Origin of the sequence: Acidovorax sp. SUPP3434 (genome assembly GCF_030159015.1) — a bacterium.
Taxonomy (GTDB): domain Bacteria; phylum Pseudomonadota; class Gammaproteobacteria; order Burkholderiales; family Burkholderiaceae_C; genus Paracidovorax.
In genome coordinates this window covers 23,433-45,505 of the sequence record NZ_BQXL01000001.1, presented here as the reverse complement: position 1 = coordinate 45,505, position 22,073 = coordinate 23,433, and the positions used below count along the sequence as shown (strand labels likewise).

Below are 22,073 nucleotides of genomic sequence, written 5' to 3'. Positions count from 1 at the left end.
CCATGAACGCCAAAGACACGCCGGCCACACCGGCCGCCCATGCCAACGCCACGGCCCCGGACGCCGCCGACCGCGCCCCCACGCGCGAGGCCATCCTGGCCGAATGCATCGCAGCGGACGAGCAATGGGCCGCGCAGCCCGGCCGCAACCTCGTGCTGCTGTTCGACGGCACCGGCAACATCCTGGGCAACCAGCAGGACACCAACGTGGTGAAGCTGCTGCGCATGCTTGGCAAGGGCCGGGACGCATCGGGCAGCGAGCCCACGCAACTGGTCTATTACGACCCCGGCGTGGGCACCACCAATGAATTCCCGGCGGACGGCCTCCTGTCCAAGGCCAGGAACCAGCTGCGGCAACTGGCCGGGCTGGCGCTGGGCAGCGGCGTGTTCCCCAACATTGCCGAGGCCTACAAGTTCCTCGTGCACACCTACCGGCCAGGCGACCGCATCTACCTGTTCGGCTTCTCGCGCGGCGCGTTCACCGCGCGGGCGGTGGCCGGCATGATCAACATGTACGGCCTCATCCACACCGAGGGCCTGCCGCTCATCGAAACCCTGGTGCGCACCTATTTCGCCCCGAGCGGCCAGAAGAACCAGGCCGGCACCAAGAGCCGCGAGGCCTTCGCGCGCGACGTGATCGACAACTTCTCGCTGGGCCGCACGCCGCTCGTGCACTTCGTGGGCGTGTGGGACACGGTGGAGGCCATCGGCAGCGGGCTGCTGGGCGGCATCAAGATCACCAACTCCACCGAGTTCGCCCGCAAGCGGTTCGCCAACGTGCGCCATGCCATGTCGCTGTACGAATCGCGCAGCAAGTACTCGCCCCGGCGCTACGCCGATCCGCACTTCACCGAGCGGGAGCGCCCATGGCGCAGCTACGACCAGCGCTGGTTCCGCGGCGTGCACAGCGACGTGGGCGGCTCGTACGCGCGCGACGGGCTGTCCAACCTCACGCTGAAATGGATGGTGGACGAGGCCTTCGCCAAGGGCCTGCGCGTGGACCGGGGCCAGCTGCAGCCCGGCGACCCGCTCACGGCCATGCACGACCAGGCCTACGACTGCCCCTACTGGGTCTGGACCGGCCTCAATGCACGCGAGCGCTTTCCGAGCGACTTCATCGACCCCACGGCCCGCCCGGTGGACGGCGCCGTGCCCGCCAACACCGTGCCGCGCACGCAGCCCTGGCGCTGGCTGGGCGTGGCGCTGGCGGTCGTCACCGCCGTGCTGTTCGCCATCACGTTCCAGCTCGGCCAGGCCGCCTGCGACCTGCAGTCGGCGCCGGGGTGGGTGCAGGGCCTGCCCTCGGGCTTTCAGGTGACGGCGCACTGGCACGCCGGCTGGGGCGTGGTCTGCGGCGGCACCGACAGCGTGCGCCGCGCCATCGCCTGGGACTGGGCCCTGCTCGCCAGCTACGCCCTGTGGCTGGCCTACCCGGTGGCCTGGGCCCTGCGGCGGCTGATCGCGCGGGCCGTGCCGCCGGGCTGGGCCCTGGGCTGGCTCTACCGCCATGCCCACTGGACGATGCTGGCCCTGGTGCTGTCGGACCTGGTGGAAAACTACGCCACGCTGCACATGCACCAGCCGCACTGGCCCACGGTGCTGACGGTGGCCAGCGGCCTCAAACTGCTGTCCCTGCTGCTGCTGGCGTGGGTGATGGTGGCCGGTGCCCTGGCCGGGCGCGAGGGCGGCCGGACGCGGCCCGCCTCGCCCGCGCCCCAAGTCCGCTAAGTGGACTAAAATCGCCGCCTTTGGGGCGCGTAGCGCTCCCGCACCGTGCGGCCAGCGCCGCACCGCCCGCTCTTTGGAGGCGGCTCCGTCCGGGCCGTGGCCGGACCAGCGTGCGGTGCACGCCACCCGCGCGGCCCACCGAAAGCCCTGCCCTCCATGAACACCCCCCTGACCCCTGCGCCCATCTCGCCGGTGCAAGACATCGTGGCCGAGATGCGCGCCGGGCGCATCGTCATCCTCGTGGACGAGGAAGACCGCGAGAACGAAGGCGACCTGGTCCTGGCCGCCGACCACGTCACCCCCGAGGCCATCAACTTCATGGCGCGCTTCGGCCGCGGCCTGATCTGCCTGACCCTCACCCGCGAACGCTGCGAACTGCTGAAGCTGGCCCCCATGGTGGCCCGCAACGGCACCAAGATGGGCACGGCGTTCACCGCCTCCATCGAGGCGGCGGAGGGCGTGACCACCGGCATCTCCGCCGCCGACCGCGCCCGCACCGTGCAGGCCGCCGTGGCGCCCCACGCCGTGGCCGCAGACCTGGTGCAGCCCGGCCACATCTTCCCGCTGCAGGCGGTGGACGGCGGCGTGCTCATGCGCGCCGGCCACACCGAAGCCGGCTGCGACCTGGCCGCCATGGCCGGCTGCAGCGCCAGCGCCGTGATCTGCGAGGTGATGAAGGACGACGGCACCATGGCCCGCCTGCCCGACCTGCAGATCTTCGCGGCCGAGCACGGCCTCAAGATCGGCACCATCGCCGACCTCATCGAATACCGCAGCCGCAACGAATCGCTGGTGCAGAAAGTGGGCACGCGCCCGCTGCAGACCGCCTTCGGCGAGTTCACCGCCCACGCCTTCCGCGACGAACCCAGCCAGGCCGTGCATCTGGCGCTCGTCAAGGGCCAGTGGGGATCCGACGACAGCGTGCCCGTGCGCGTGCACGAGCCCCTGTCGGTGCTGGACGCGCTGGAGGTCAACCGCTCCATGCACTCCTGGGGCCTGGACAGCAGCCTGCAGTACATCGCCGCCCAGGGCCAGGGCGTGGCCGTGCTGCTCAACTGCGGCGAAAGCGCCGAGCAGCTGCTGGAGCAGTTCGAAGGCCGCGCCCGCTCGGCCCACGCGCCCGAGCGCGGCCGCATGGACCTGCGCACCTACGGCGTGGGCGCGCAGATCCTGCGCGAATGCGGCGTGCACAAAATGCAATTGATGGGCCCGCCGCGCCGCATGCCCAGCATGGCGGGCTACGGCCTCGAGATCACCGGATACCTTCCCAAGGAATAAGACATGTTTGGCGCAGACAAAGGAACAGCGGACAAGCTCGACGGCAAGAAGCTGCACATCGGCATCGTGCAGGCCCGTTTCAACGAGAGCATCACCAACACCCTGGCCGCGGCCTGCCGTGCCGAACTGCTGGCGCTGGGCGTGCAGGAAAAGCACATCCACCACGTGCTGGTGCCCGGCGCGCTGGAAGTGCCGGTGGCCCTGCAGGCCATGGCCGAGCGCGACGAATACGACGCGCTGATCGCCCTGGGCTGCATCATCCGCGGCGAAACCTACCACTTCGAACTGGTGGCCAACGAATCGGGCGCGGGCGTGAGCCGCATCTCGCTCGACTACCACGTGCCGGTGGCCAACGCCATCATCACCACCGAGAACATGGAGCAGGCCATCGCCCGCCAGACCGAAAAAGGCCAGGACGCCGCCCGCGTGGCCGTGGAAATGGCCAACCTGCTGGAGGAGCTGTCGTGAGCGATTCCACCTCTTCGCATCCCGGCGGCGCCAAGCGCCCGCCACGGCAGGCGCGCACCGGCGTGACCAGCACCGGCGCCCGCAAGGCCGCCTCCAAATCCAACCGCAGCCGCGCCCGCGAGTTCGCGCTGCAGGCGCTCTACCAGCACCTGGTGGGCCGCAACGACGCCACCGCCATCGACACCTTCACCCGCGACCTGGCGGGCTTTCACAAGGCCGATGCCGCCCACTACGACGCGCTGCTGCACGGCTGCATCGAATCGGCCGAGGCGCTCGACGCCCTGATCACCCCGCAGCTCGATCGCAAGATGGCCGAGATCTCGCCCATCGAGCACGCGGCCATGTGGATCGGCGTGTACGAGTTCCAGCACTGCCTGGACGTGCCGTGGCGCGTGGTCATCAACGAATGCATCGAGCTGGCCAAGGAGTTCGGCGGCACCGACGGCCACAAGTACGTGAACGGCGTGCTCAACGGCCTGGCCCCCACGCTGCGCGCCACCGAAGTCGCGGCCGACAAGGGCGCGAACCCGGTGCAGCCACCGCAGGCCCCGGCGGACGGCGCCTGAGCGCCCGGGGCCGGTCCGGCCCCGCCCCCGCGCCGTGCCCCGGCGGGCATCCCATCCCCACGCCCGCGCCGCGCGGGCAGGAACCTTTTCCATGCAGTTTTCCTCCCGCGCCGAGCGCATCGAACCGTTCTACGTGATGGAAGTGGCCAAGGCCGCCCAGGCCCTGGCGCGCGAGGTCGCCGGCACGCGCGAGCCGATGATCTTCCTGAACATCGGCGAGCCCGACTTCACCGCGCCGCCGCTGGTGCAGGAGGCGGCCGCCCGCGCCGTGCAGCGCGGCACCACGCAATACACCAACGCCCTGGGCCTGGAGCCGCTGCGCGAGCGCATCAGCGGCTGGTATGCCGACCGCTTCGGCGTGCAGGTGCCGGCCCGGCGGATCGTGGTCACGGCGGGGGCCTCGGCCGCGCTGCAGCTCGCTTGCCTGGCCCTCATCAATGCGGGCGACGAGATCCTCATGCCCGACCCGAGCTACCCGTGCAACCGCCACTTCGTGAGCGCGGCGGAAGGCAAGGCGGTGCTCATTCCCACCACGGCAGAAGAGCGCTACCAGCTGAGCGCCGCCAAGGTCGAGGCGGCCTGGGGGCCGAAGACGCGCGGCGTGCTGCTGGCCTCGCCCTCCAACCCCACCGGCACCTCGATTGCGCCCGAGGAACTGCGCCGCATCCATGCGGCCGTGCAGTCGCGCGGCGGGGTGACGCTGATCGACGAGATCTACCTGGGCCTGTCGTACGAGGAACGCTTCGGCCACACGGCGCTGGCCATCGACGAGAACGTCATCAGCATCAACAGCTTCAGCAAGTACTTCAACATGACCGGCTGGCGCCTGGGCTGGATGGTCGTGCCCGAGGCCATGGTGCCGGTGGTCGAGCGGCTGGCGCAGAACCTGTTCATCTGCGCCAGCACCGTGTCGCAGCATGCCGCCCTCGCCTGCTTCGAGCCCGAGAGCATCGCCGAATACGAGCGCCGCCGCGCCGAGTTCAAGGCCCGACGCGACTACTTCATTCCCGCGCTGCAGGCGCTGGGCCTGCCGGTGCCCGTGGTGCCGGACGGCGCCTTCTATGCCTGGGCCGACTGCACGCAGGCCGCCGAGCGCCTGGGCGTCTCGGGCAGCTGGGACTTCGCCTACGAGGTGATGCGCCGCGCCCATGTGGCCGTGACGCCGGGCCGCGACTTCGGCGCGTTCGAGCCGCAGCGCTTCGTGCGTTTTTCCACGGCCAATTCGATGGCGCAGCTGGAAGAATCCGTGGCCCGCCTGCGCACGCTGCTCGGATGAAGGCCGGCATGGCAACGGAGAACGCCCCCCCTCGGGCCTCGGCCCCGTTCGAGTGGCCCCTGCGCATCTACTGGGAAGACACCGACGCCGGTGGCATCGTGTTCTATGCCAACTACCTGAAGTTCTTCGAGCGTGCCCGCACCGAATGGCTGCGTTCGCTGGGCCTGGGGCAGCAGAACCTGCGGGAACTCACGGGCGGCATGTTTGTCGTAACGGACGCGCGCCTGCGCTACCTGCGGCCGGCGCGCCTCGACGATGAACTGATTGTTACGGCCTCTTTGCAAGAGGGTGGCCGCGCATCCCTGACAATACGCCAGCAAGCGCTCCTGAAACCAGAGCAAATGATCGAATCCCAGCCCGTGCTACTGTGTGAAGGCACCATCCGCATCGGATGGGTCGATGCCGCCACCCTGCGTCCCGCACGCATCCCGGGCTCCCTTCTGGAACAACTCTCATCATGAACTCCCAAGACATGTCCATCCTGAATTTGGTGCTCAACGCCAGTTGGGTGGTGCAACTCGTCATGCTGCTGCTGATCGGCGTATCGGTGGCCAGCTGGGCCGCGATCTTCCGCAAGCTGTTCGCCCTGAAGCGCGTGAAGTCGCTCAACGAAGACTTCGAGCGCGAGTTCTGGTCGGGCACCAGCCTGAACGACCTGTATTCCAGCGCCGCGCAGAACGCCAAGAACGCCGGCCCCATGGAACGCATCTTCGCCAGCGGCATGCGCGAGTACCAGAAACTGCGAGAGCGCCGCATCTCGGACGCCGGCACGCTGCTCGACGGCGCCCGCCGCGCGATGCGCGCCAGCTTCCAGCGCGAGATGGACGTGGTCGAGTCCAGCCTGTCCTTCCTGGCCTCCGTGGGATCCGTCTCGCCGTACGTGGGCCTGTTCGGCACCGTGTGGGGGATCATGCATGCCTTCACCGGTTTCGCCGGCATGGAGCAGGTCACCCTGGCCACCGTCGCCCCGGGCATCGCCGAAGCGCTGGTCGCCACGGCCATCGGCCTGTTCGCCGCCATTCCCGCCGTGATCGCCTACAACCGCTTCGCGCGCGACATCGACCGCGTGGCCATTCAGCAGGAGACCTTCATCGAGGAGTTCTCCAACATCCTGCAGCGCAACCTGGGCGCGCAGCCCACGTCGTCCGCCTCGGGCCACTGAGCAGCACAGGAGACAGCAGCATGCCCGCAATGGCTTCACGTGGCGGCGGCCGGCGCCGCACCATCAACGAAATCAACATGGTGCCCTTCATCGACGTGATGCTGGTGCTGCTGATCATCTTCATGGTGACCGCGCCCATGCTCACGCCCAGCGCCATCAACGTGCCCTCCGTGGGCAAGGGCGCCAAGCCGCCCAAGTCGTTCGGCCAGGTCATCATCCAGAAGGACGGCAGCCTGCAGCTCAAGACCGGCGACGCCGAGCGCCCGATCACCCTGCAGGGCCTGGGCGCCGCCGCCAAGGCCTGGCAGGCCACGCAGCCGCCCGATACGCCCATCCTCATCAGCGCCGACAAGACCGTGACGTACGAAACCGTGGTGAAGGCCATGGATGCGTTGCAGAGGGCGGGCGTGCAGCGCGTGGGCCTGTCGGTCAAGTCCGGCGGCTGACGGGGCCCTCGCCGCCCTCGATCCTCCGCACCGTTTTCGCCTTTTTTCGATCGCATGCACGCCTCCAACGACCGCGACCAGTTCGCCCCCACCCGTCCGCCCGGGCGCCTGCGCGCCGTGGCGCTGGCCGTGCTCGTGCACGCGGCGCTGCTGGGCGCCCTGACCTGGGGCGTGAACTGGAAGACCAGCGCGGACATGCCTGCCGTGGAAGCGGAAATCTGGGATCGGATTCCGCAGCAGGCCGCGCCCCGCGACGTGCCGCCACCGCCGACGCCACAGCCCGAGCCCACCCCCGCTCCGCCTCCACCCCCCCCGGTGCCGGCGCCACCGCCCCCACCGCCCCCGCCACCGAAGGCGGAGCCCGACACGCGCGAAGCCGACATCGCCATCGAGCGCGAGAAAAAGCGCCTGGAGCAGGAAAAGAAGGAACGCCAGCAGCAGGCCGAGCGCGAAAAGCGCGAGCGTGAGCGCAAGGAACAGGCCGAGCAGGACAAGAAGGAACGCCTGCAAAAGGAAAAAGAGAAGGAACAGCGCGAGAAGGCCGACAAGGCAGAACGCGAAAAGGCGGAGAAAGAGCGCCGCGAAAAGCAGGCCGAGCAGGACCGCCAGGAGCAGCAGAAGAAACAGGCCGAGGACAAGCGCAAGGCGGAAGAAAAGCGCAAGGCCGAAGCCGCACAGAACAAGCAGGCCGAAGCCCTGCGCCAGGAAAACCTGCGCCGCATGCAGGGCCTGGCCGGCGCCACGGGCGGCGAAACCGCCACGGGCAATGCCCAGCGCAGTGCCGGCCCGTCCGGCAGCTACGGCGGCAAGGTGGCCGCCAAGGTCAAGCCGAACATCGTCTATCCCGACGCCATTTCGGACAACCTGCGCACCGAGGTGGAAGTGCGGGCCTCGCCCGACGGCACCATCGTGGGCACCCGCATCACCAAATCGAGCGGCAACAAGGCCTGGGACGACGCCGTAATGCGCGCGTTGGACAAGACCGAGACCCTGCCGCGCGATGTGGACGGGCGGGTGCCCTCGTCCCTCGTCATCGGGTTCCGACCGCGGGATTGAGGCTGGCCGTTGCCGGTTGCCCGGGATGCTCTTCAGGCGCGCGCCCGGGCGGGCCATCTGCCATCTCAGCCAAAGGCGCCAGGGAAGCAGCAACAAAAAAGGGTTTCAAGCCAAAATGGCCTGAAACCCATATTCTTCTAGGGCATTCTGCTACTTTTTCAATAGCAAATACCACTGACCCACGTTGGCGAACAGCGCCGTGCGCCGGCCCTCCCTCCGCGTGGGCCCGATCTCAGTCGCGCCGTTCGATCATGCGGTTGACGCTCAAGGCCCCCAGCGTGCAGGCCGCAGCCGACAGCAGGTACAGGCTCACCGCAAACAGGCCAAAGTGTGCGGACAGGCCCAGCACCACCAGCGGTGCGAACGCCGCGCCCACCAGCCAGGCCAGGTCGGCGGTGAAGGCCGCGCCGGTGTAGCGGTACTTGGACGCGAAATTGGCCGTCACCGCGCCGGCCGCCTGGCCGTACGACAAGCCCAGCAACACGAAACCGATCAGGATGAACGCATCCAACGCCACGGCGCCACCGCCGATCAGCGCGGGCGCGAACCCGCTGTACACGGCGATCATCACCGCCAGCACGCCCAGCGTGGTGCGCCGGCCCAGGCGGTCGGCGATCACGCCGGAAGCGATCATGCTGCCGATGGCCAGCACGCCGCCGATCAGTTGCACGAACAGCACGTCGTTGATCGGCTGCTCGGGGTACAGGGCCGCCCAGGACAGGGGAAACACGGTCACCAGGTGGAAAAGCGCGTAGCTGGCCAGCGCCGCGAAGCCGCCGATGAAGACGTTGTAGCCCTGGGTGCGCACCATCTCGCCGATGGGCGTGGGTTCCAGTTCGCGCTCTTCCAGCAGCTTGGTGTACTCATCCGTCACGACCAGGCGCAGGCGGGCGAACAGCGCGACCACGTTGATGGCGAAGGCCACGTAGAACGGATAGCGCCAGCCCCACGAGATGAAGTCTTCCGTCGACAGGCTGGCATGCAGGAACAGGAACAGGGCGCTGGCGATGATGAAGCCAGTGGGCGCGCCCAACTGGCCCAGCATGGCGTACCAGCCGCGGCGGCTGGCCGGCGCGTTCAGCGCCAGCAGCGAGGGCAATCCGTCCCACGAACCGCCCATCGCCACCCCCTGCAGGATGCGGAACAGCGCCAGCAGCACGATGGAATAGGCCCCCAGGCTTTCATACCCGGGCAGGAAAGCCATGCCGGCTGTGGAAAACCCCAGCAGGAACAGCGCGGCCGTCAGCTTGGTGCCACGGCCCCAGCGGCGCTGCATGGCCATGAACAGCGCGGTGCCGAAGGGGCGTGCGACGAAGGCCAGCGAGAAGACGGCGAAGGCGTAGAGCGTGCCCTGCAGCCGGTCCACGAAGGGAAAGAACACGGTGGGAAAGACCAGCACCGAAGCGATGCCGTAGACGAAGAAGTCGAAATACTCGGAAGCGCGGCCGATCACCACGCCGATCGCTATCTCCTCGGGAGCGACGGGGGAGTGTCCGTTCTGTACGGGCCGGGAGTCTTCTTCCGTGGTGGCGCGCGATGAAGATCCGGGAAAATGCTGTGTCAATGTGGTCATCGGCGTGCTCCTTTTTGAATGCACCAGCAGTTTTTGCTTTGGCGGGCCAGTGAACTGTCTCTGGCAGCCGCAACCCACTGTAGGACAAAACGTCCCATTCACACCACAATGGTTTTCACGTAGATTCGACGCCTTCCCGCGGCCATCCGTGCCGCCTTCCACCTTTCTTGCCCGGTATGCCCTCCACCCACCGACTTCGCGGACTGCTCGCAGTGCCCGCGGCCGCGCTGCTCGCCGGCTGCAATGCCGTCGTGCTCAGCCCCTCCGGCGACATCGCCGCACAGCAGCGCGATCTGATCATCGTCTCGACCGTTCTGATGCTGCTGATCATCGTGCCGGTGATCTTCCTCACCTTCCTGTTCGCCTGGCGCTATCGCCAGGCCAACACCGAGGCCGAGTACCAGCCGGACTGGGACCACTCCACGGGCCTGGAGCTCATCATCTGGTCGGCGCCGCTCGCGATCATCATCGCCCTGGGGGCCATCACCTGGGTGAGCACCCACAAGCTGGACCCCTACCGCCCCCTGGACCGCATCAGCGAAGGCCGTGCCGTGCCGGAAGGCGCCAAGCCCCTGGTGATCGAGGTCGTCGCGCTGGACTGGAAGTGGCTGTTCCTGTATCCCGAGCAGGGCATCGCCACGGTGAACGAGATCGCAGCGCCGGTGGACCGCCCGATCCAGTTCAAGATCACCGCCTCGACGGTCATGAACTCGTTCTACATCCCGGCCCTGGCCGGCCAGATCTACGCCATGCCGGGCATGGAAACCAAACTGCACGCCGTGATCAACGCGCAGGGCAACTTCGAGGGCTTCTCCGCCAACTACAGCGGCGCGGGCTTCTCGGGCATGCGCTTCCGTTTCCATGGCGTGGACCAGGCGGGCTTCGACCAGTGGGTCAAGCAGGCCAAGGACGCCGGCGGCGAACTGGGCCGCGACGGCTACCTGCAGCTGGAAAAGCCCAGCGAACGCGACCCCGTGCGCCGCTGGGCCACCGTGGCCCCCGGCCTGTACGACGCCATCCTGAACCGCTGCGTGGAAGCCAACCGCATGTGCATGAAGGACATGATGGCGATCGATGCCAATGGCGGCCTGGGCAAGCCCGGTTCGTTCAACGTGGCCTCGCTGGATGACGCCACCCGCTCGCGCCTGGGCCTGGCCGACACGCCCGCCCGCAGCTACGTGGGCGCCATGTGCACCGTCACGAACCCCGAGGGCGCCGCGACGGCCTCCCCGGCCCCTGCCACGCAGCCGATCTAAGCGGCACGCGTTCAGACCCCTCACTTTTCACGCGCCAACGGCACGCGACCTCCGATGTCCGATCCTACAGACCTCACCCGACTTATCTTTGGCCGCCTCTCCTGGGAGGCCATCCCACTGCACGAACCGATCCTGATCGCGACGTTCGCCGCCGTCGTGCTCGGCGGCATCGCCGTGCTCGGTGCGCTGACCTACTTCAAGCTATGGGGCTACCTGTGGCGCGAGTGGTTCACCAGCATCGACCACAAGAAGATCGGCATCATGTACATCATCCTCGGGCTGGTGATGCTGCTGCGCGGCTTCGCCGACGCGATCATGATGCGGATGCAGCAGGCCATCGCCTTCGGCGACAACCCCGGCTTCCTGCCGCCGCACCACTACGACCAGATCTTCACCGCCCACGGCGTGATCATGATCTTCTTCGTGGCGATGCCGCTGGTCACGGGCCTGATGAACTACGTGGTGCCGCTGCAGATCGGCGCGCGCGACGTGGCCTTCCCGTTCCTCAACAACTTCAGCTTCTGGATGACCACCAGCGGCGCCGTGCTGGTGATGGCCTCGCTGTTCGTGGGCGAGTTCGCCAAGACCGGCTGGCTGGCGTATCCGCCGCTCTCGGGCATCCTGCACAGTCCGGACGTGGGGGTGGACTACTACATCTGGTCGCTGCAGATCGCGGGGGTGGGCACGCTGCTGTCCGGGGTCAACCTGCTGGTGACCATCGTGAAGATGCGCGCGCCCGGCATGAGCCTCATGAAGATGCCCGTGTTCACGTGGACCTCGCTGTGCACCAACGTGCTGATCGTCGCCGCCTTCCCGGTGTTGACGGCCGTGCTGGCGCTGCTGTCGCTGGACCGCTACGCCGGTTTCAACTTCTTCACGAACGACTTCGGCGGCAACTCGATGATGTACGTGAACCTGATCTGGATCTGGGGCCACCCTGAGGTCTACATCCTGATCCTGCCGCTGTTCGGCGTGTTCTCCGAAGTCGTCTCCACGTTCAGCCGCAAGAAGCTGTTCGGCTACGCCTCCATGGTCTATGCCACGGTGGTGATCACCATCCTGTCGTACCTGGTGTGGCTGCACCACTTCTTCACGATGGGCTCGGGCGCCAGCGTGAACTCGTTCTTCGGCATCACGACCATGATCATCTCGATCCCGACCGGGGCGAAGATCTTCAACTGGCTGTTCACCATGTACAAGGGCCGCATCAAGTTTGAGGTGCCCATGCTGTGGACCATCGGCTTCATGGTGACTTTCGTGATCGGCGGGATGACCGGCGTGCTGCTGGCGGTGCCACCGGCCGACTTTGTGCTGCACAACAGCCTGTTCCTGATCGCCCACTTTCACAACGTGATCATCGGCGGCGTGGTGTTCGGCCTGTTCGCCGGCATCAACTACTGGTATCCCAAGGCCTTCGGCTACAAGCTCGACCCGTTCTGGGGCAAGTGCTCGTTCTGGTTCTGGCTGATCGGCTTCTGGATGGCCTTCATGCCGCTGTACGTGCTGGGCCTGATGGGCGTCACGCGCCGCATGAGCCACTTCGAGGACATGTCGCTGCAGATCTGGTTCCAGATCGCCGCCTTCGGCGCCGTGCTGATCGCCCTGGGCATCGGCAGCTTCCTGATCCAGCTGGTGGTCAGCTGGCGCAACCGCGAAGCCCTGCGCGACACGACGGGCGACCCATGGGGCGGCCGCACGCTGGAGTGGTCCACGTCGTCGCCCCCTCCTGCCTACAACTTCGCGTTCACGCCGCAAGTGCATGACAACGATGCCTGGCACGACATGAAGCAGCGCGGCTATGAGCGTCCGCTGGGCGGCTTCATCCCGGTGCACATGCCCAAGAACACGGCCGCTGGCGTGGTCATCGCCGGCATCTGCACGGTGCTGGGCTTCGCGCTGATCTGGCACATGTGGCTGCTGGCCGGCGTGTCCTTCGCCACCCTGCTGGTCGTGAGCATCGCCCACACTTTCAACTACCAACGCGACTACTACATCGATGCGGAAACCGTTGCCCGCACCGAAGCCGATCGCACCCGTCTCCTGGCCAGCCATGTCTGATACCACCGCACTCCACCACCCCGGCGCCTCGGGCGCCCCGGCGAAACCGGTCTTCCACCTCACGGAAGAGCACCATCCGCAGAACGGCACCTTGCTGGGCTTCTGGATCTACCTGATGAGCGATTGCCTCATCTTCGCCTGCCTGTTCGCCGTCTACGGCGTGCTGGGCCGCAGCTACGCCGCCGGCCCGTCCGGCGCCGACCTGTTCGACCTGCCGCTGGTGGCGCTGAACACGTCCATGCTGCTGCTGTCGTCCATCACGTATGGCTTCGCCATGCTGGAGATGCAAAAGAAGAAGGTCAACCGCACCATCGTGTGGCTGGCCATCACCGGCCTGCTGGGCGCGGCCTTCATCGGCCTGGAGCTGTACGAGTTCAACCACCTGATCCACGAAGGCGCCGGCCCGCAGCGCAGCGCGTTCCTGTCGGCCTTCTTCGGCCTGGTGGGCACGCACGGCCTGCACGTCACCTTCGGCATCATCTGGCTCGTCGTGCTGCTGTTCCAGCTCAAGAAGCACGGCCTGACCCCCGCCAACCGCCGCCGCCTGCTGTGCCTTTCCATGTTCTGGCACTTTCTGGACGTGGTCTGGATCGGCGTCTTCACCTTCGTCTACCTGATGGGAGTCCTGCCATGAGCACCCCCCACAACCACCAGAACCTCACCGACACCCACGATGGCCACCACGGCCACGACGACCACCACGATCACCACCATGAAGACGATGGCGCCAGCCACGGCTCCATGCGCGACTACGTGATCGGCTTCGTCGCATCGGTCATCCTGACCGCCATTCCGTTCTGGCTCGTGATGGGCAAGGTGTTCGAGCAGTCGAGCACCACGGCCCTGGTCATCCTGGGCTTCGCCGCGGTGCAGATCGTGGTGCACATGGTGTACTTCCTGCACATGAACACCAAGTCCGAAGGCGGCTGGAACATGCTGGCGCTGGTCTTCACCGTCGTGCTCGTGGTCATCACGCTGGCGGGCTCGCTGTGGGTGATGTTCCACCTTAACCACAACATGATGCCCATGTCGATCCACGACATGAAGAACATGCCTTGACCCCGATCTCCGGCAGCGCGACTGCATCCCCTCCCGCGCCCGGCACGGGCGCGGACAGGCCCGCCCCGCCCCGCTCCCGGGCCGGACTGGCCGTGATGGGGGTGTGCGCGCTGCTGGTGTTCGCCACGCTCGTGGCGCTGGGCAGCTGGCAAGTGGCACGCCGCGCCTGGAAACTGGATCTCATCGAGCGCGTGGAGCAACGCATCCATGCCGCTCCCACCGCCCCCCCCTCCCCCGCCGAATGGCAGCGCAGCCCCGATGCGGCGCGCGACGCCGAGTACCGCCATGTGCGCCTTCGCGGCACCTTCGACCACGCCAAGGAGGCGCTGGTACAGGCCAACACCACCCTGGGCGCCGGCTTCTGGGTGGTGACGCCGCTGCGGCAGGCCGATGGCACGGCCGTGCTGGTCAACCGGGGCTTCGTGCCGCCGGAGGCCCGCGATCCTGCCGCACGCACCGCCCCCGCGCCCCAGGGCGAGACCGAGGTGACCGGCCTGCTGCGACTGAGCGAGCCCGGAGGCGGGTTTTTGCGGCACAACGACCCCGCCGCCGACCGCTGGTTCTCCCGCGATGTGGCCGCCATCGCCGCCGCACGCGGGGTGGCAGGCATCGCGCCCTATTTCGTGGACGAGGACGCCGCACCCCGCTCCGCTGCACCCACCGCCACCGCCACCGCCACCGCCACGGGCACGGGTACGGGCACGTCAGCGGACGCCCTCCAATGGCCCGTCGGCGGCCTGACGGTGGTGCGTTTCCCCAACAGCCACCTGGTCTATGCCATCACCTGGTACACGCTGGCCCTGATGGTGGCAGCGGGTGCCTGGTACGTATGGCGCGACGACCGCAGGCGCCGCCAGCATCACGCTTCGCCCGCCACCGATGCCGCACTCCCCTGACGCCCCGGCCGAACGGCCCGCGCCGCGCACGCGGGCGGCGGTGGCGGACTCCACCGGGCTCAAGAACCTGCAGCAGCTGATCCAGCTGCGCTGGATCGCCGTGATCGGGCAGCTTTTCACCATCGAGGTGGTGCACTACAGCCTGGGCATCATCCTGCCGCTGCAGGCCATGCTGATGGTGCTGGGCGCCCTGGTCGTGTTCAACACGGCCAGCCTGCTGCGCTGGCGCATCGGCCGCCGCGTGCGCAACGTGGAGCTGTTCTTCGCCATGGTGGTGGACGTGGCTATGCTCACCGCCCAGCTCTACCTGAGCGGCGGCACCACCAACCCGTTTGTCTTCCTGTACCTGCTGCAGGTCACGCTGGCCGCCGTGCTGCTGCGAGCGGGCTACACCTGGACCATCGTCGCCATGACGGTGGCCTGCCTGTGCGGGCTGGCCCTGTTCAGCCGCCCGCTCGCCCTGCCGCTGGACCACGACCGGGGGCTGTACAGCCCGTACGTGCTGGGCATGCTGGTGTGCTTCATGCTGAACGCCGTGCTGCTGGTGATCTTCATCACGCGCATCGGCCGCAACCTGCGCCAGCGCGATGCCCGGCTGGCCACCATGCGCCAGCGCGCCGCCGAAGAAGACCACATCGTGCGCACCGGGCTGCTGGCCTCGGGTGCGGCCCACGAGCTGGGCACGCCGTTGTCCACCCTGGCCGTGATCCTGGGCGACTGGCGCCGCATGCCGGCCCTGGCGCAGGATGCCGAGCTGCAGGCCGAGATCGCCGAGATGCAGGCCCAGGTGCGGCGCTGCAAGACCATCGTGAGCGGCATCCTGCTGTCGGCCGGAGAAACCCGGGGCGAGGAATCGATGCAGACCACCGTGTGCACCTTCCTCGACCAACTGGCCGAGGAGTGGCGCAGCACGCGGCCCGTGGGCACGTTCGCCTACGACAACCAGTTCGGCGAAGACCGCCCCATGGTCTCGGATGTCACCCTGCAGCAGATGGTCTTCAACGTGTTGGACAATGCACGGGATGCGTCGCCGCATTGGGTGGGCCTGGCGGCTGAGCAGGAGGCCGGTGCCCTGCTCATCACCGTCACCGATGCCGGCCCCGGTTTCACCCCGGCCATGCTGGAGCAGTTCGGCAAGCCCTACCAGTCCAGCAAGGGCCGGCCGGGCGGCGGGCTGGGGCTGTATCTGGCCACCAACGTGGCGCGCACCCTGGGAGGCACCATCACCGCGCGCAACCGTGCGGCCGGCGGCGCCGCCGTCACCATCACCCTTCCGCTGGCAGCCGTCGCGCTGCAGGAGACCCCGGACCATGGACGCTGACCGCCTGTTGCTGATCGTGGAGGACGACGAGGCCTTCGCACGCACGCTGGCGCGCTCGTTCGAACGGCGCGGCTACCACGTGCTGCATGCGGCCAACCTGCCCGAGGTGGAGGCGCTGCTGGACGGGCACACGCCGGGCTACGCCGTGGTGGACCTGAAGCTCAAGGGCGAGGCCTCGGGCCTGGCCTGCGTGCAGAAACTGCACTCCGCCAACGAAGACATGCTCATCGTCGTGCTGACGGGCTTCGCCAGCATCGCCACGGCCGTGGAGGCCGTGAAGCTCGGCGCATGCCACTACCTCGCCAAGCCTTCCAACACCGACGACATCGAGGCCGCCTTCGGCCTGACCGAGGGCAACATCGAAGTGGAACTCACCAACCGCTCCAGCTCGATCAAGACGCTGGAATGGGAGCGCATCCACGAGGTGCTGGCCGAAACCGGCTTCAACATTTCGGAAACCGCGCGGCGCCTCGGCATGCACCGGCGCACCCTGGCACGCAAGCTGGACAAGCGGCGCGTGAACTGAGTCCCGCTCCACCGGACACCCTGCTCAGAGGGATGCCGGCCATGCCTGCCTGTACAAGCATCGACACCGATCGGAAGCATTGGTACGCTCACGCTGACCTGACAGCGGGGCCTTGGCCAAATCTGGCGCAGGCAGGAGAGCGCAGGCCGCCGCTGAAGGCCGGCGAGGCTCATCGACACCAAGGGAGAACAAACACCATGCGGCAATCCGAAAAGGCGCGTTGGGCTGCCAGCGCCATGCTGGCTCTGGCTTTCATTGCGCCCGCACGCGCAGACCAAGACCTGCGCAATTGGGGCAACGACCCTTTCTTTCAGATCTCCCACGCCGTGGCGGACTGCCCGCAACCCCTGGGGCCGCTGCTGACCCGGCAGGAATGGCAGCGCGAGGAACACTACCGCGCCGAACGCGGCAACAGCTGCTACATCCAGGGCACTTGCCGCCTGTCCAGCGGCTATCGGTACGACGGCGAAATCAGCGAGGCCGTGAAACGGCGACTTACCCACATCGCGGAGCAGACGCAATGGGACCTCAAGTCGACCCTGTGGCTCATGCTCCAGCGACGCATCATCTACGTACAGGGCTGCGTGGCCGCCGACTTCGACCGGGAGGCATTCGTGAAACAACTGGCAGAGACGGCCGATGTGGTCACGGTGATCGACCAGATGGCGGTGCTCGGTCCCCCTGATGCGATCCGCTACCCGCTGGCACCGGCGGCGCAATCCCCTGCCGCCGAGGCAAAGCCTTAGCCACCACCGATCCATCTGCCCCCTGGGCAGATCTGTCCAAGGGCCGTGGGTGCTGATCTGGCACCGGAATGCCATCGCCCTGAGTCGCCCGCCCAGCGCCCTGGAATCGACGAGGCGCCCCACTCACACGTTCGCACGCGCGGCACCAGCAGCCGGAGCGGCAGCCATCTGCGCGTTGCCCGACGCCGCTTCAGCAGGTTCATCCCAAGCCGCTCCATCGAAAGCGGAGCGCTTGCGCCGCCTCCATGCCCGTCGCGGCCGTCCATTCCTGAGTTCAAGGCTCCCAAAAGCGGTTTCTCAGGCCCACCCATGCCCAAATCCGTCTGCTCAGCCGAGGGGAAGGCGATCCTGCAGGTCGCCATGAACCAATATCGATGCGAGTGTTTTTAGCTTCGCCAGCAAGCGGCGTGGCTGAGCAGATAACGCAAGCAAAGCGAACGCACGGCTTCGAATCCTCTAAAAAAACCCCAAAAACCCACGGTTAATGCGGCAAAGCAGCCGGGCTTTTATCCGAAATATAAAAATGCGAATTAAAAAGCAGTTAAAGAAACAATAATTTACACACCATACAAATAAAGATCAAAAAAAGCATCGACAAACAAACCTGTTTTTTTAGAAACTGAATCCGCAACAAAAACCCCCGAAAAAATTCAGATCGACCAAAAGCACGGGATCGGGGATCTTCAGAAAAAGGAATCGCTTTAATCCGCTGGATTTATCCAGTTGGGCGAAGCTTTGTCTTTTGCTTTCGCAATGGGTATCCACCCATTGCGAAAGCACTGCAGGCATGGGGTTGCGAACATGGAAAACAAACAGGGGAATTCCAATGCGGGTGGATTCAAGCCATTTTTCGATCGCTCCTGAAACGGTGAACAGCGCAAAGCCCCAAGCACCAAGGCAGCCTTCAGAAAGTCCCACAGAAAAAGAAATGTCCGGTGGCACCTACGCCCTCGGCAGCCACGTTCTGGGGCAGTACTCGCGTCGGGCAGAGGTTGTGCCGGACGGCGAAGCGCGGATGGACTTCAGGGCGTTGGCTGCCGTGGCCGCATTCGAGCTCTGCGATCGGCTCGACCTGCAAATCCCCGTCGCGGTGCTGGACTTCTGGCGCAGCCGCGTGCCACGCACGTCGGGCTTCGATGTGCGGCCGGCAGTGCATCAACCGATGTTCCGTGCCTTGTGGCCTGCCAATACCGATGCCCAATGGAGAAAATGCCCCGCCAACCAAGTTGGTGCATTCATCGATTTATCCAGAAAAATTCCCGAAAATGGTGCACTTATGGTGCAACTGGCGGACCACACCACTCCCATTGAAATCGGATCCGCCAAAATTCTGATCCACTGCCAACTGGAAAATGAAATAGCGTCCGCCGTGGTGATTGCCAATGCCCGCGATTTTGCAGCACCGGCCTGCAATGCCATTGCCGAGATGTATCTGGAAATCCTGTGCACCATGATGGGGGACAAGAATATATCCGCGTCGCAGGCAGCGGGCATTGGAGTTGCATCGCTTCAATATGCAATCAATATGCTCTCCGGCCATTCACACGAATATGGACCGTTTCTTTCTATTCCCGATTGGCTGGAACAATCGGCGGATCGCCACAGGGACAAGGTAGCGTATTTTTTCGGCAATTCAGCGCTCAGTTACCGGGACTTCAACGGCAAAGCCAACGCTTTGGCCGGCCTGCTGGCAGCCCGGGGAACCGGGTCGGCCACGCCCGTTCCGGTGCTGCTGGGCAACAGCCTGGAGCTGCCCGTCTGCTACTTCGCGCTGATGAAGCTGGGCGCTGCGTTCGTTCCTCTGGACCCGGGCTGGCCGATGGAGCGTCGCGAGCAAGCCCTGGAGGCGCTGAACAGCCACACGGTGCTGTGCACCGACGCTTCCAACGTACCGGCCAGCCACCGGAACCGTGCGGTGGCGGTCGACGTCGCCCTTCTCGACGGCACCTCGGCCGCCCGCATCCAGGCTCCTATTGCCCCTGAACAGGCCATCTACGGCATCTTCACTTCTGGAACGACCGGACGGCCCAAATGCGCCATGAACAACCATGCGGGACTGACCAACCGGTTCCAGTTCATGACGCGCTATTTCCACCGCGACGGCGGCATACGGTGCGTGCTGCAGAACACGCGGCACACCTTCGACTCGTCGGTATGGCAGTTGTTTTGGCCGCTGACGGCCGGGGGCAGCACCGTGATTCCGCAGGAGGGGGCCCACCTCGACCTCGAAGGCACGGTAGAGACGATTGCACGGCACGGCGTCGACATGACGGATTTCGTGCCCAGCGTGTTCAACCAACTGGTGGTGCTGGCAGAGCACAGCCATGACATCCGCCGTCGGCTCGCCACGCTGCGTGAACTGGTGGTGGGTGGCGAAGAGATCACGCCGCAAATGGTGCACCGGCTGCGTGCCATCCTGCCAGCGCTGCGCATCACCAATGCGTATGGTCCGACGGAAACCTCGATCGGAATGGTGTTCCACCCGGTCGAGGATGCCGACGGACTGTCGATCCCGCTGGGACGGCCGATCGACAACTGCAATGTCGTCGTCGTGGACTCGGCGCTTCGGCCCTTGCCGCCCGGCGCCCGGGGCGAACTGCTGGTGGGCGGCGTGTGCGTCGGTAACGGCTATCTGCACGATGCACAGCGCACGGCGGCCGCCTTCGTGGACAACCCTTTTGCCTCGATTGCGGGGGCCAAGCTCTACCGCACCGGCGACCTCGGCTATTTCGACAGCCTGGGCCGGCTGCGCTTTTCGGGCCGCAGGGATTTTCAGGTGAAGGTCGGTGGGGTGCGCATCGAACTGGGCGAAATCGAAAGCGCCGCGGAGCAATGCCCTGGCGTGAACCACGCCAAGGCGATGACCGTGGGCCAGGGTGACGACCGGGCACTGGCCTTGTTTGCCGCCGGCGATGCCGGCCTGACACGCGACGCGCTGGAATCCCACCTGCGGGGGGCATTGCCGCGCCACACCGTGCCGCGGCACATCGTGCTGCTGGCAGAGATGCCGACCACCGACAACGGCAAGCTCGACCGCAGGGCGCTGCTGAGCCAGCTCGAGCGCCCTGCCCTGGACACCGCGGCGGACACGTCCGTGCAGCAAGACGCGGCCATTTCGCTGGCCGATGCCGTGCTGGCGGTCTTTCGCCGTCAGTTGCACCAGCCGGCCCTGGGCGCGGACGATCCATTTTTCGACCATGGCGGCGATTCGCTGCAGGCCGTGTCGCTGATCGTGTCGCTGGAAAAACGCTTTGGCGTGCCCGTGCGCATCGCGGAACTGATGGCGCAGCCGACCGCGCGGCAGATCGCTGGCTGCATCGAAGCGAAACAGCGCAGCGCCACCCCGGGCCATTGCGAAGGCCGCGAAGAAAGCCAGGAACCCCAGGACGAACAGGCGATGGAACGCGATGCCACGCTGCCCGCCGGCTGGGTCGCAGCGCGCCGGTCGGACCACAACGCACCAAGGCGGCCTTCCAGCATCTTCATGACGGGTGCCACCGGTTTCGTGGGCAGCCACCTGGTTCGCGAAATCCTGTCGAGCGACGCCACCGCGACGGTGCATGCCCTGTGCCGGCATGCCGGCAACGCACAGTCGGCAATGGAAAAAGACTTGCAGGAACGAGGCCTGTGGCGGCCGGACTTTGCAGGCCGGCTGGTGGCCGTTCCGGGCGATCTGGGCCAGCCGGCCTTCGGCCTGGAAGCGGCCGCCTGGCGCCAGCTCTCGCAATCGTGCGACGCCGTGCTGCATTGCGGGGCGATGGTCAACTTTCTGTACGACTACGGCGCCCACCGCGCGACCAATGTTCTGGGCACCCGGGAGGCGCTGCGCCTGGCCCTGGAGGGCCGGGCCAAGCCGCTGCACCACATCTCCACCCTCGGGACGCTGGACCAGCACGCCGCGCTGCAGGCTTCGCCGCTCGCCGAGGACTTCGACCTCGCTCAGGGCGTCCGGCCCGCCAGTGGCTACAGCCGCTCCAAGTGGGCCGCAGAGCGCCTGCTCGACGCAGCGCGAAGGCAAGGCGCCAATATATCGATCTACCGGCTGGGCGAGGTCATGCCGGCCGCCGCAGAGGGCATGCTTCAGCGGCCCAATGAGCGCGCGCTGACCCACTTTCTGCTGACGGCCATCGCGCACCTGGGGGTCCGGCCGGCCGCGGAGATCGTCTCCGACTGGTCGCCTGCGGACTACGTGGCGCGCCGCGTGGTGCTCGCCATGCGTTCGCCCCAGGCATGGGGCCGCACCTTCCATTTGCTGCATCCACAGCGAATGGCCTTTCCGACGATCTTCGAAGCCGCCGGCACCCCGATGCCGCAGGTGTCCTGCACGGCCTGGATGGAGCGGCTCGATGCGGCCGTGGCAGCGGGCGGCCCGCGGGCACTCACCGTGGTCCGCCGCCTGTTGCCAGCCGCAGGCGATGAACGGGCCTTCGCCGACGCCCTGTCCGCACTGCTGACGGACAACCCCCGTCTTTTCCGGCGCGACGAATGTGCGGGGCTGGAGCAGGCCATGGCCGCGGAAGACGGCAGGGACTTCTCAGCCTCCATCGGCCGCTACGCGCGGCAGTTGCTCCGGTCCGGTGCCGCAGCGCCATCGGCCGTGGGCTGATCCCCTCAACTGCTTTGGTTTCCCGTATTTCTTTTCTTTGATCGACAGGAGTG

Annotated in this window: 19 protein-coding genes; 18 read left to right on the top strand and 1 reads right to left on the bottom strand. The window is 66.7% G+C overall.

Features of this window, described 5'->3' with window-relative positions; genetic code table 11:
• Positions 1 to 2: 2 nt before the first annotated feature.
• From AVKW3434_RS00210 to tolA, 9 genes are all read left to right on the top strand, one after another.
• Positions 3 to 1,727: a T6SS phospholipase effector Tle1-like catalytic domain-containing protein gene (locus tag AVKW3434_RS00210; RefSeq protein WP_284403390.1), complete on the top strand. Its 1,725-nt coding sequence runs from the start codon at positions 3 to 5 to the stop codon at positions 1,725 to 1,727.
• A 156-nt stretch (positions 1,728 to 1,883) separates the two neighbouring features.
• Complete coding sequence (gene ribBA, locus AVKW3434_RS00205; RefSeq protein WP_284403388.1) at positions 1,884 to 3,005, top strand: bifunctional 3,4-dihydroxy-2-butanone-4-phosphate synthase/GTP cyclohydrolase II; 1,122 nt, start codon at positions 1,884 to 1,886, stop codon at positions 3,003 to 3,005.
• Positions 3,006 to 3,008: 3 nt separating this feature from the next.
• A complete protein-coding gene (gene ribH / locus AVKW3434_RS00200) occupies positions 3,009 to 3,473 on the top strand; it encodes a 6,7-dimethyl-8-ribityllumazine synthase (RefSeq protein ID WP_284399473.1) in 465 nt (154 codons plus the stop codon).
• Positions 3,470 to 4,039, top strand: a complete 570-nt coding sequence (nusB, locus tag AVKW3434_RS00195; protein WP_284399471.1) for a transcription antitermination factor NusB — start codon at positions 3,470 to 3,472, stop codon at positions 4,037 to 4,039. Before ribH ends, nusB begins: the two co-directional genes overlap by 4 nt.
• A gap of 91 nt (positions 4,040 to 4,130) precedes the next feature.
• Entirely contained in the window at positions 4,131 to 5,315 is a 1,185-nt protein-coding gene (locus tag AVKW3434_RS00190) for a pyridoxal phosphate-dependent aminotransferase (RefSeq protein WP_284403386.1), read from the top strand.
• Between the two features lie 8 nt (positions 5,316 to 5,323).
• Entirely contained in the window at positions 5,324 to 5,776 is a 453-nt protein-coding gene (locus tag AVKW3434_RS00185) for a YbgC/FadM family acyl-CoA thioesterase (protein WP_284403384.1), read from the top strand.
• Positions 5,773 to 6,477 carry a protein TolQ gene (gene tolQ / locus AVKW3434_RS00180; protein WP_272564067.1) on the top strand — a complete coding sequence of 235 codons (705 nt, stop codon included), beginning with the start codon at positions 5,773 to 5,775 and terminating at the stop codon, positions 6,475 to 6,477. The genes AVKW3434_RS00185 and tolQ overlap by 4 nt, the downstream gene beginning before the upstream one ends.
• 20 nt (positions 6,478 to 6,497) lie before the next feature.
• Positions 6,498 to 6,923, top strand: a complete 426-nt coding sequence (locus tag AVKW3434_RS00175) for an ExbD/TolR family protein (RefSeq protein WP_272564068.1) — start codon at positions 6,498 to 6,500, stop codon at positions 6,921 to 6,923.
• A 54-nt stretch (positions 6,924 to 6,977) separates the two neighbouring features.
• Positions 6,978 to 7,979 (top strand): cell envelope integrity protein TolA, encoded by a 1,002-nt coding sequence (gene tolA / locus AVKW3434_RS00170; protein ID WP_272564069.1) that lies wholly within the window; start codon positions 6,978 to 6,980, stop codon positions 7,977 to 7,979.
• A gap of 232 nt (positions 7,980 to 8,211) precedes the next feature.
• On the opposite strand, the gene AVKW3434_RS00165 is transcribed toward tolA, so the two are convergent.
• Positions 8,212 to 9,552 carry an MFS transporter gene (locus AVKW3434_RS00165; protein WP_284399458.1) on the bottom strand — a complete coding sequence of 447 codons (1,341 nt, stop codon included), beginning with the start codon at positions 9,550 to 9,552 and terminating at the stop codon, positions 8,212 to 8,214.
• A gap of 176 nt (positions 9,553 to 9,728) precedes the next feature.
• Here AVKW3434_RS00165 and cyoA point away from each other — a divergent pair, with 176 nt between their 5' ends.
• The 9 genes from cyoA (at position 9,729) to AVKW3434_RS00120 (ending at position 22,020) form a co-directional block, all read left to right on the top strand.
• Positions 9,729 to 10,808, top strand: a complete 1,080-nt coding sequence (gene cyoA / locus AVKW3434_RS00160) for a ubiquinol oxidase subunit II (RefSeq protein ID WP_272564071.1) — start codon at positions 9,729 to 9,731, stop codon at positions 10,806 to 10,808.
• Positions 10,809 to 10,862: 54 nt separating this feature from the next.
• Entirely contained in the window at positions 10,863 to 12,866 is a 2,004-nt protein-coding gene (cyoB, locus tag AVKW3434_RS00155; protein WP_284403382.1) for a cytochrome o ubiquinol oxidase subunit I, read from the top strand.
• A complete protein-coding gene (gene cyoC, locus AVKW3434_RS00150) occupies positions 12,859 to 13,500 on the top strand; it encodes a cytochrome o ubiquinol oxidase subunit III (protein ID WP_284403380.1) in 642 nt (213 codons plus the stop codon). Before cyoB ends, cyoC begins: the two co-directional genes overlap by 8 nt.
• Positions 13,497 to 13,925, top strand: coding sequence for a cytochrome o ubiquinol oxidase subunit IV (cyoD, locus tag AVKW3434_RS00145; RefSeq protein WP_272564074.1), 429 nt, complete (start codon positions 13,497 to 13,499; stop codon positions 13,923 to 13,925). Before cyoC ends, cyoD begins: the two co-directional genes overlap by 4 nt.
• On the top strand, positions 13,922 to 14,821 hold the full coding sequence (locus AVKW3434_RS00140) for an SURF1 family protein (RefSeq protein WP_502869003.1): 900 nt from the start codon (positions 13,922 to 13,924) through the stop codon (positions 14,819 to 14,821). Before cyoD ends, AVKW3434_RS00140 begins: the two co-directional genes overlap by 4 nt.
• Positions 14,805 to 16,142 carry an ATP-binding protein gene (locus AVKW3434_RS00135; protein ID WP_284403378.1) on the top strand — a complete coding sequence of 446 codons (1,338 nt, stop codon included), beginning with the start codon at positions 14,805 to 14,807 and terminating at the stop codon, positions 16,140 to 16,142. Before AVKW3434_RS00140 ends, AVKW3434_RS00135 begins: the two co-directional genes overlap by 17 nt.
• Positions 16,132 to 16,668, top strand: a complete 537-nt coding sequence (locus AVKW3434_RS00130) for a response regulator transcription factor (protein ID WP_284399448.1) — start codon at positions 16,132 to 16,134, stop codon at positions 16,666 to 16,668. The genes AVKW3434_RS00135 and AVKW3434_RS00130 overlap by 11 nt, the downstream gene beginning before the upstream one ends.
• A 197-nt stretch (positions 16,669 to 16,865) precedes the next feature.
• Positions 16,866 to 17,414 (top strand): BON domain-containing protein, encoded by a 549-nt coding sequence (locus tag AVKW3434_RS00125; RefSeq protein ID WP_284403376.1) that lies wholly within the window; start codon positions 16,866 to 16,868, stop codon positions 17,412 to 17,414.
• A 787-nt stretch (positions 17,415 to 18,201) separates the two neighbouring features.
• Positions 18,202 to 22,020 carry a non-ribosomal peptide synthetase gene (locus AVKW3434_RS00120; protein ID WP_284403374.1) on the top strand — a complete coding sequence of 1,273 codons (3,819 nt, stop codon included), beginning with the start codon at positions 18,202 to 18,204 and terminating at the stop codon, positions 22,018 to 22,020.
• Positions 22,021 to 22,073: the final 53 nt, after the last annotated feature.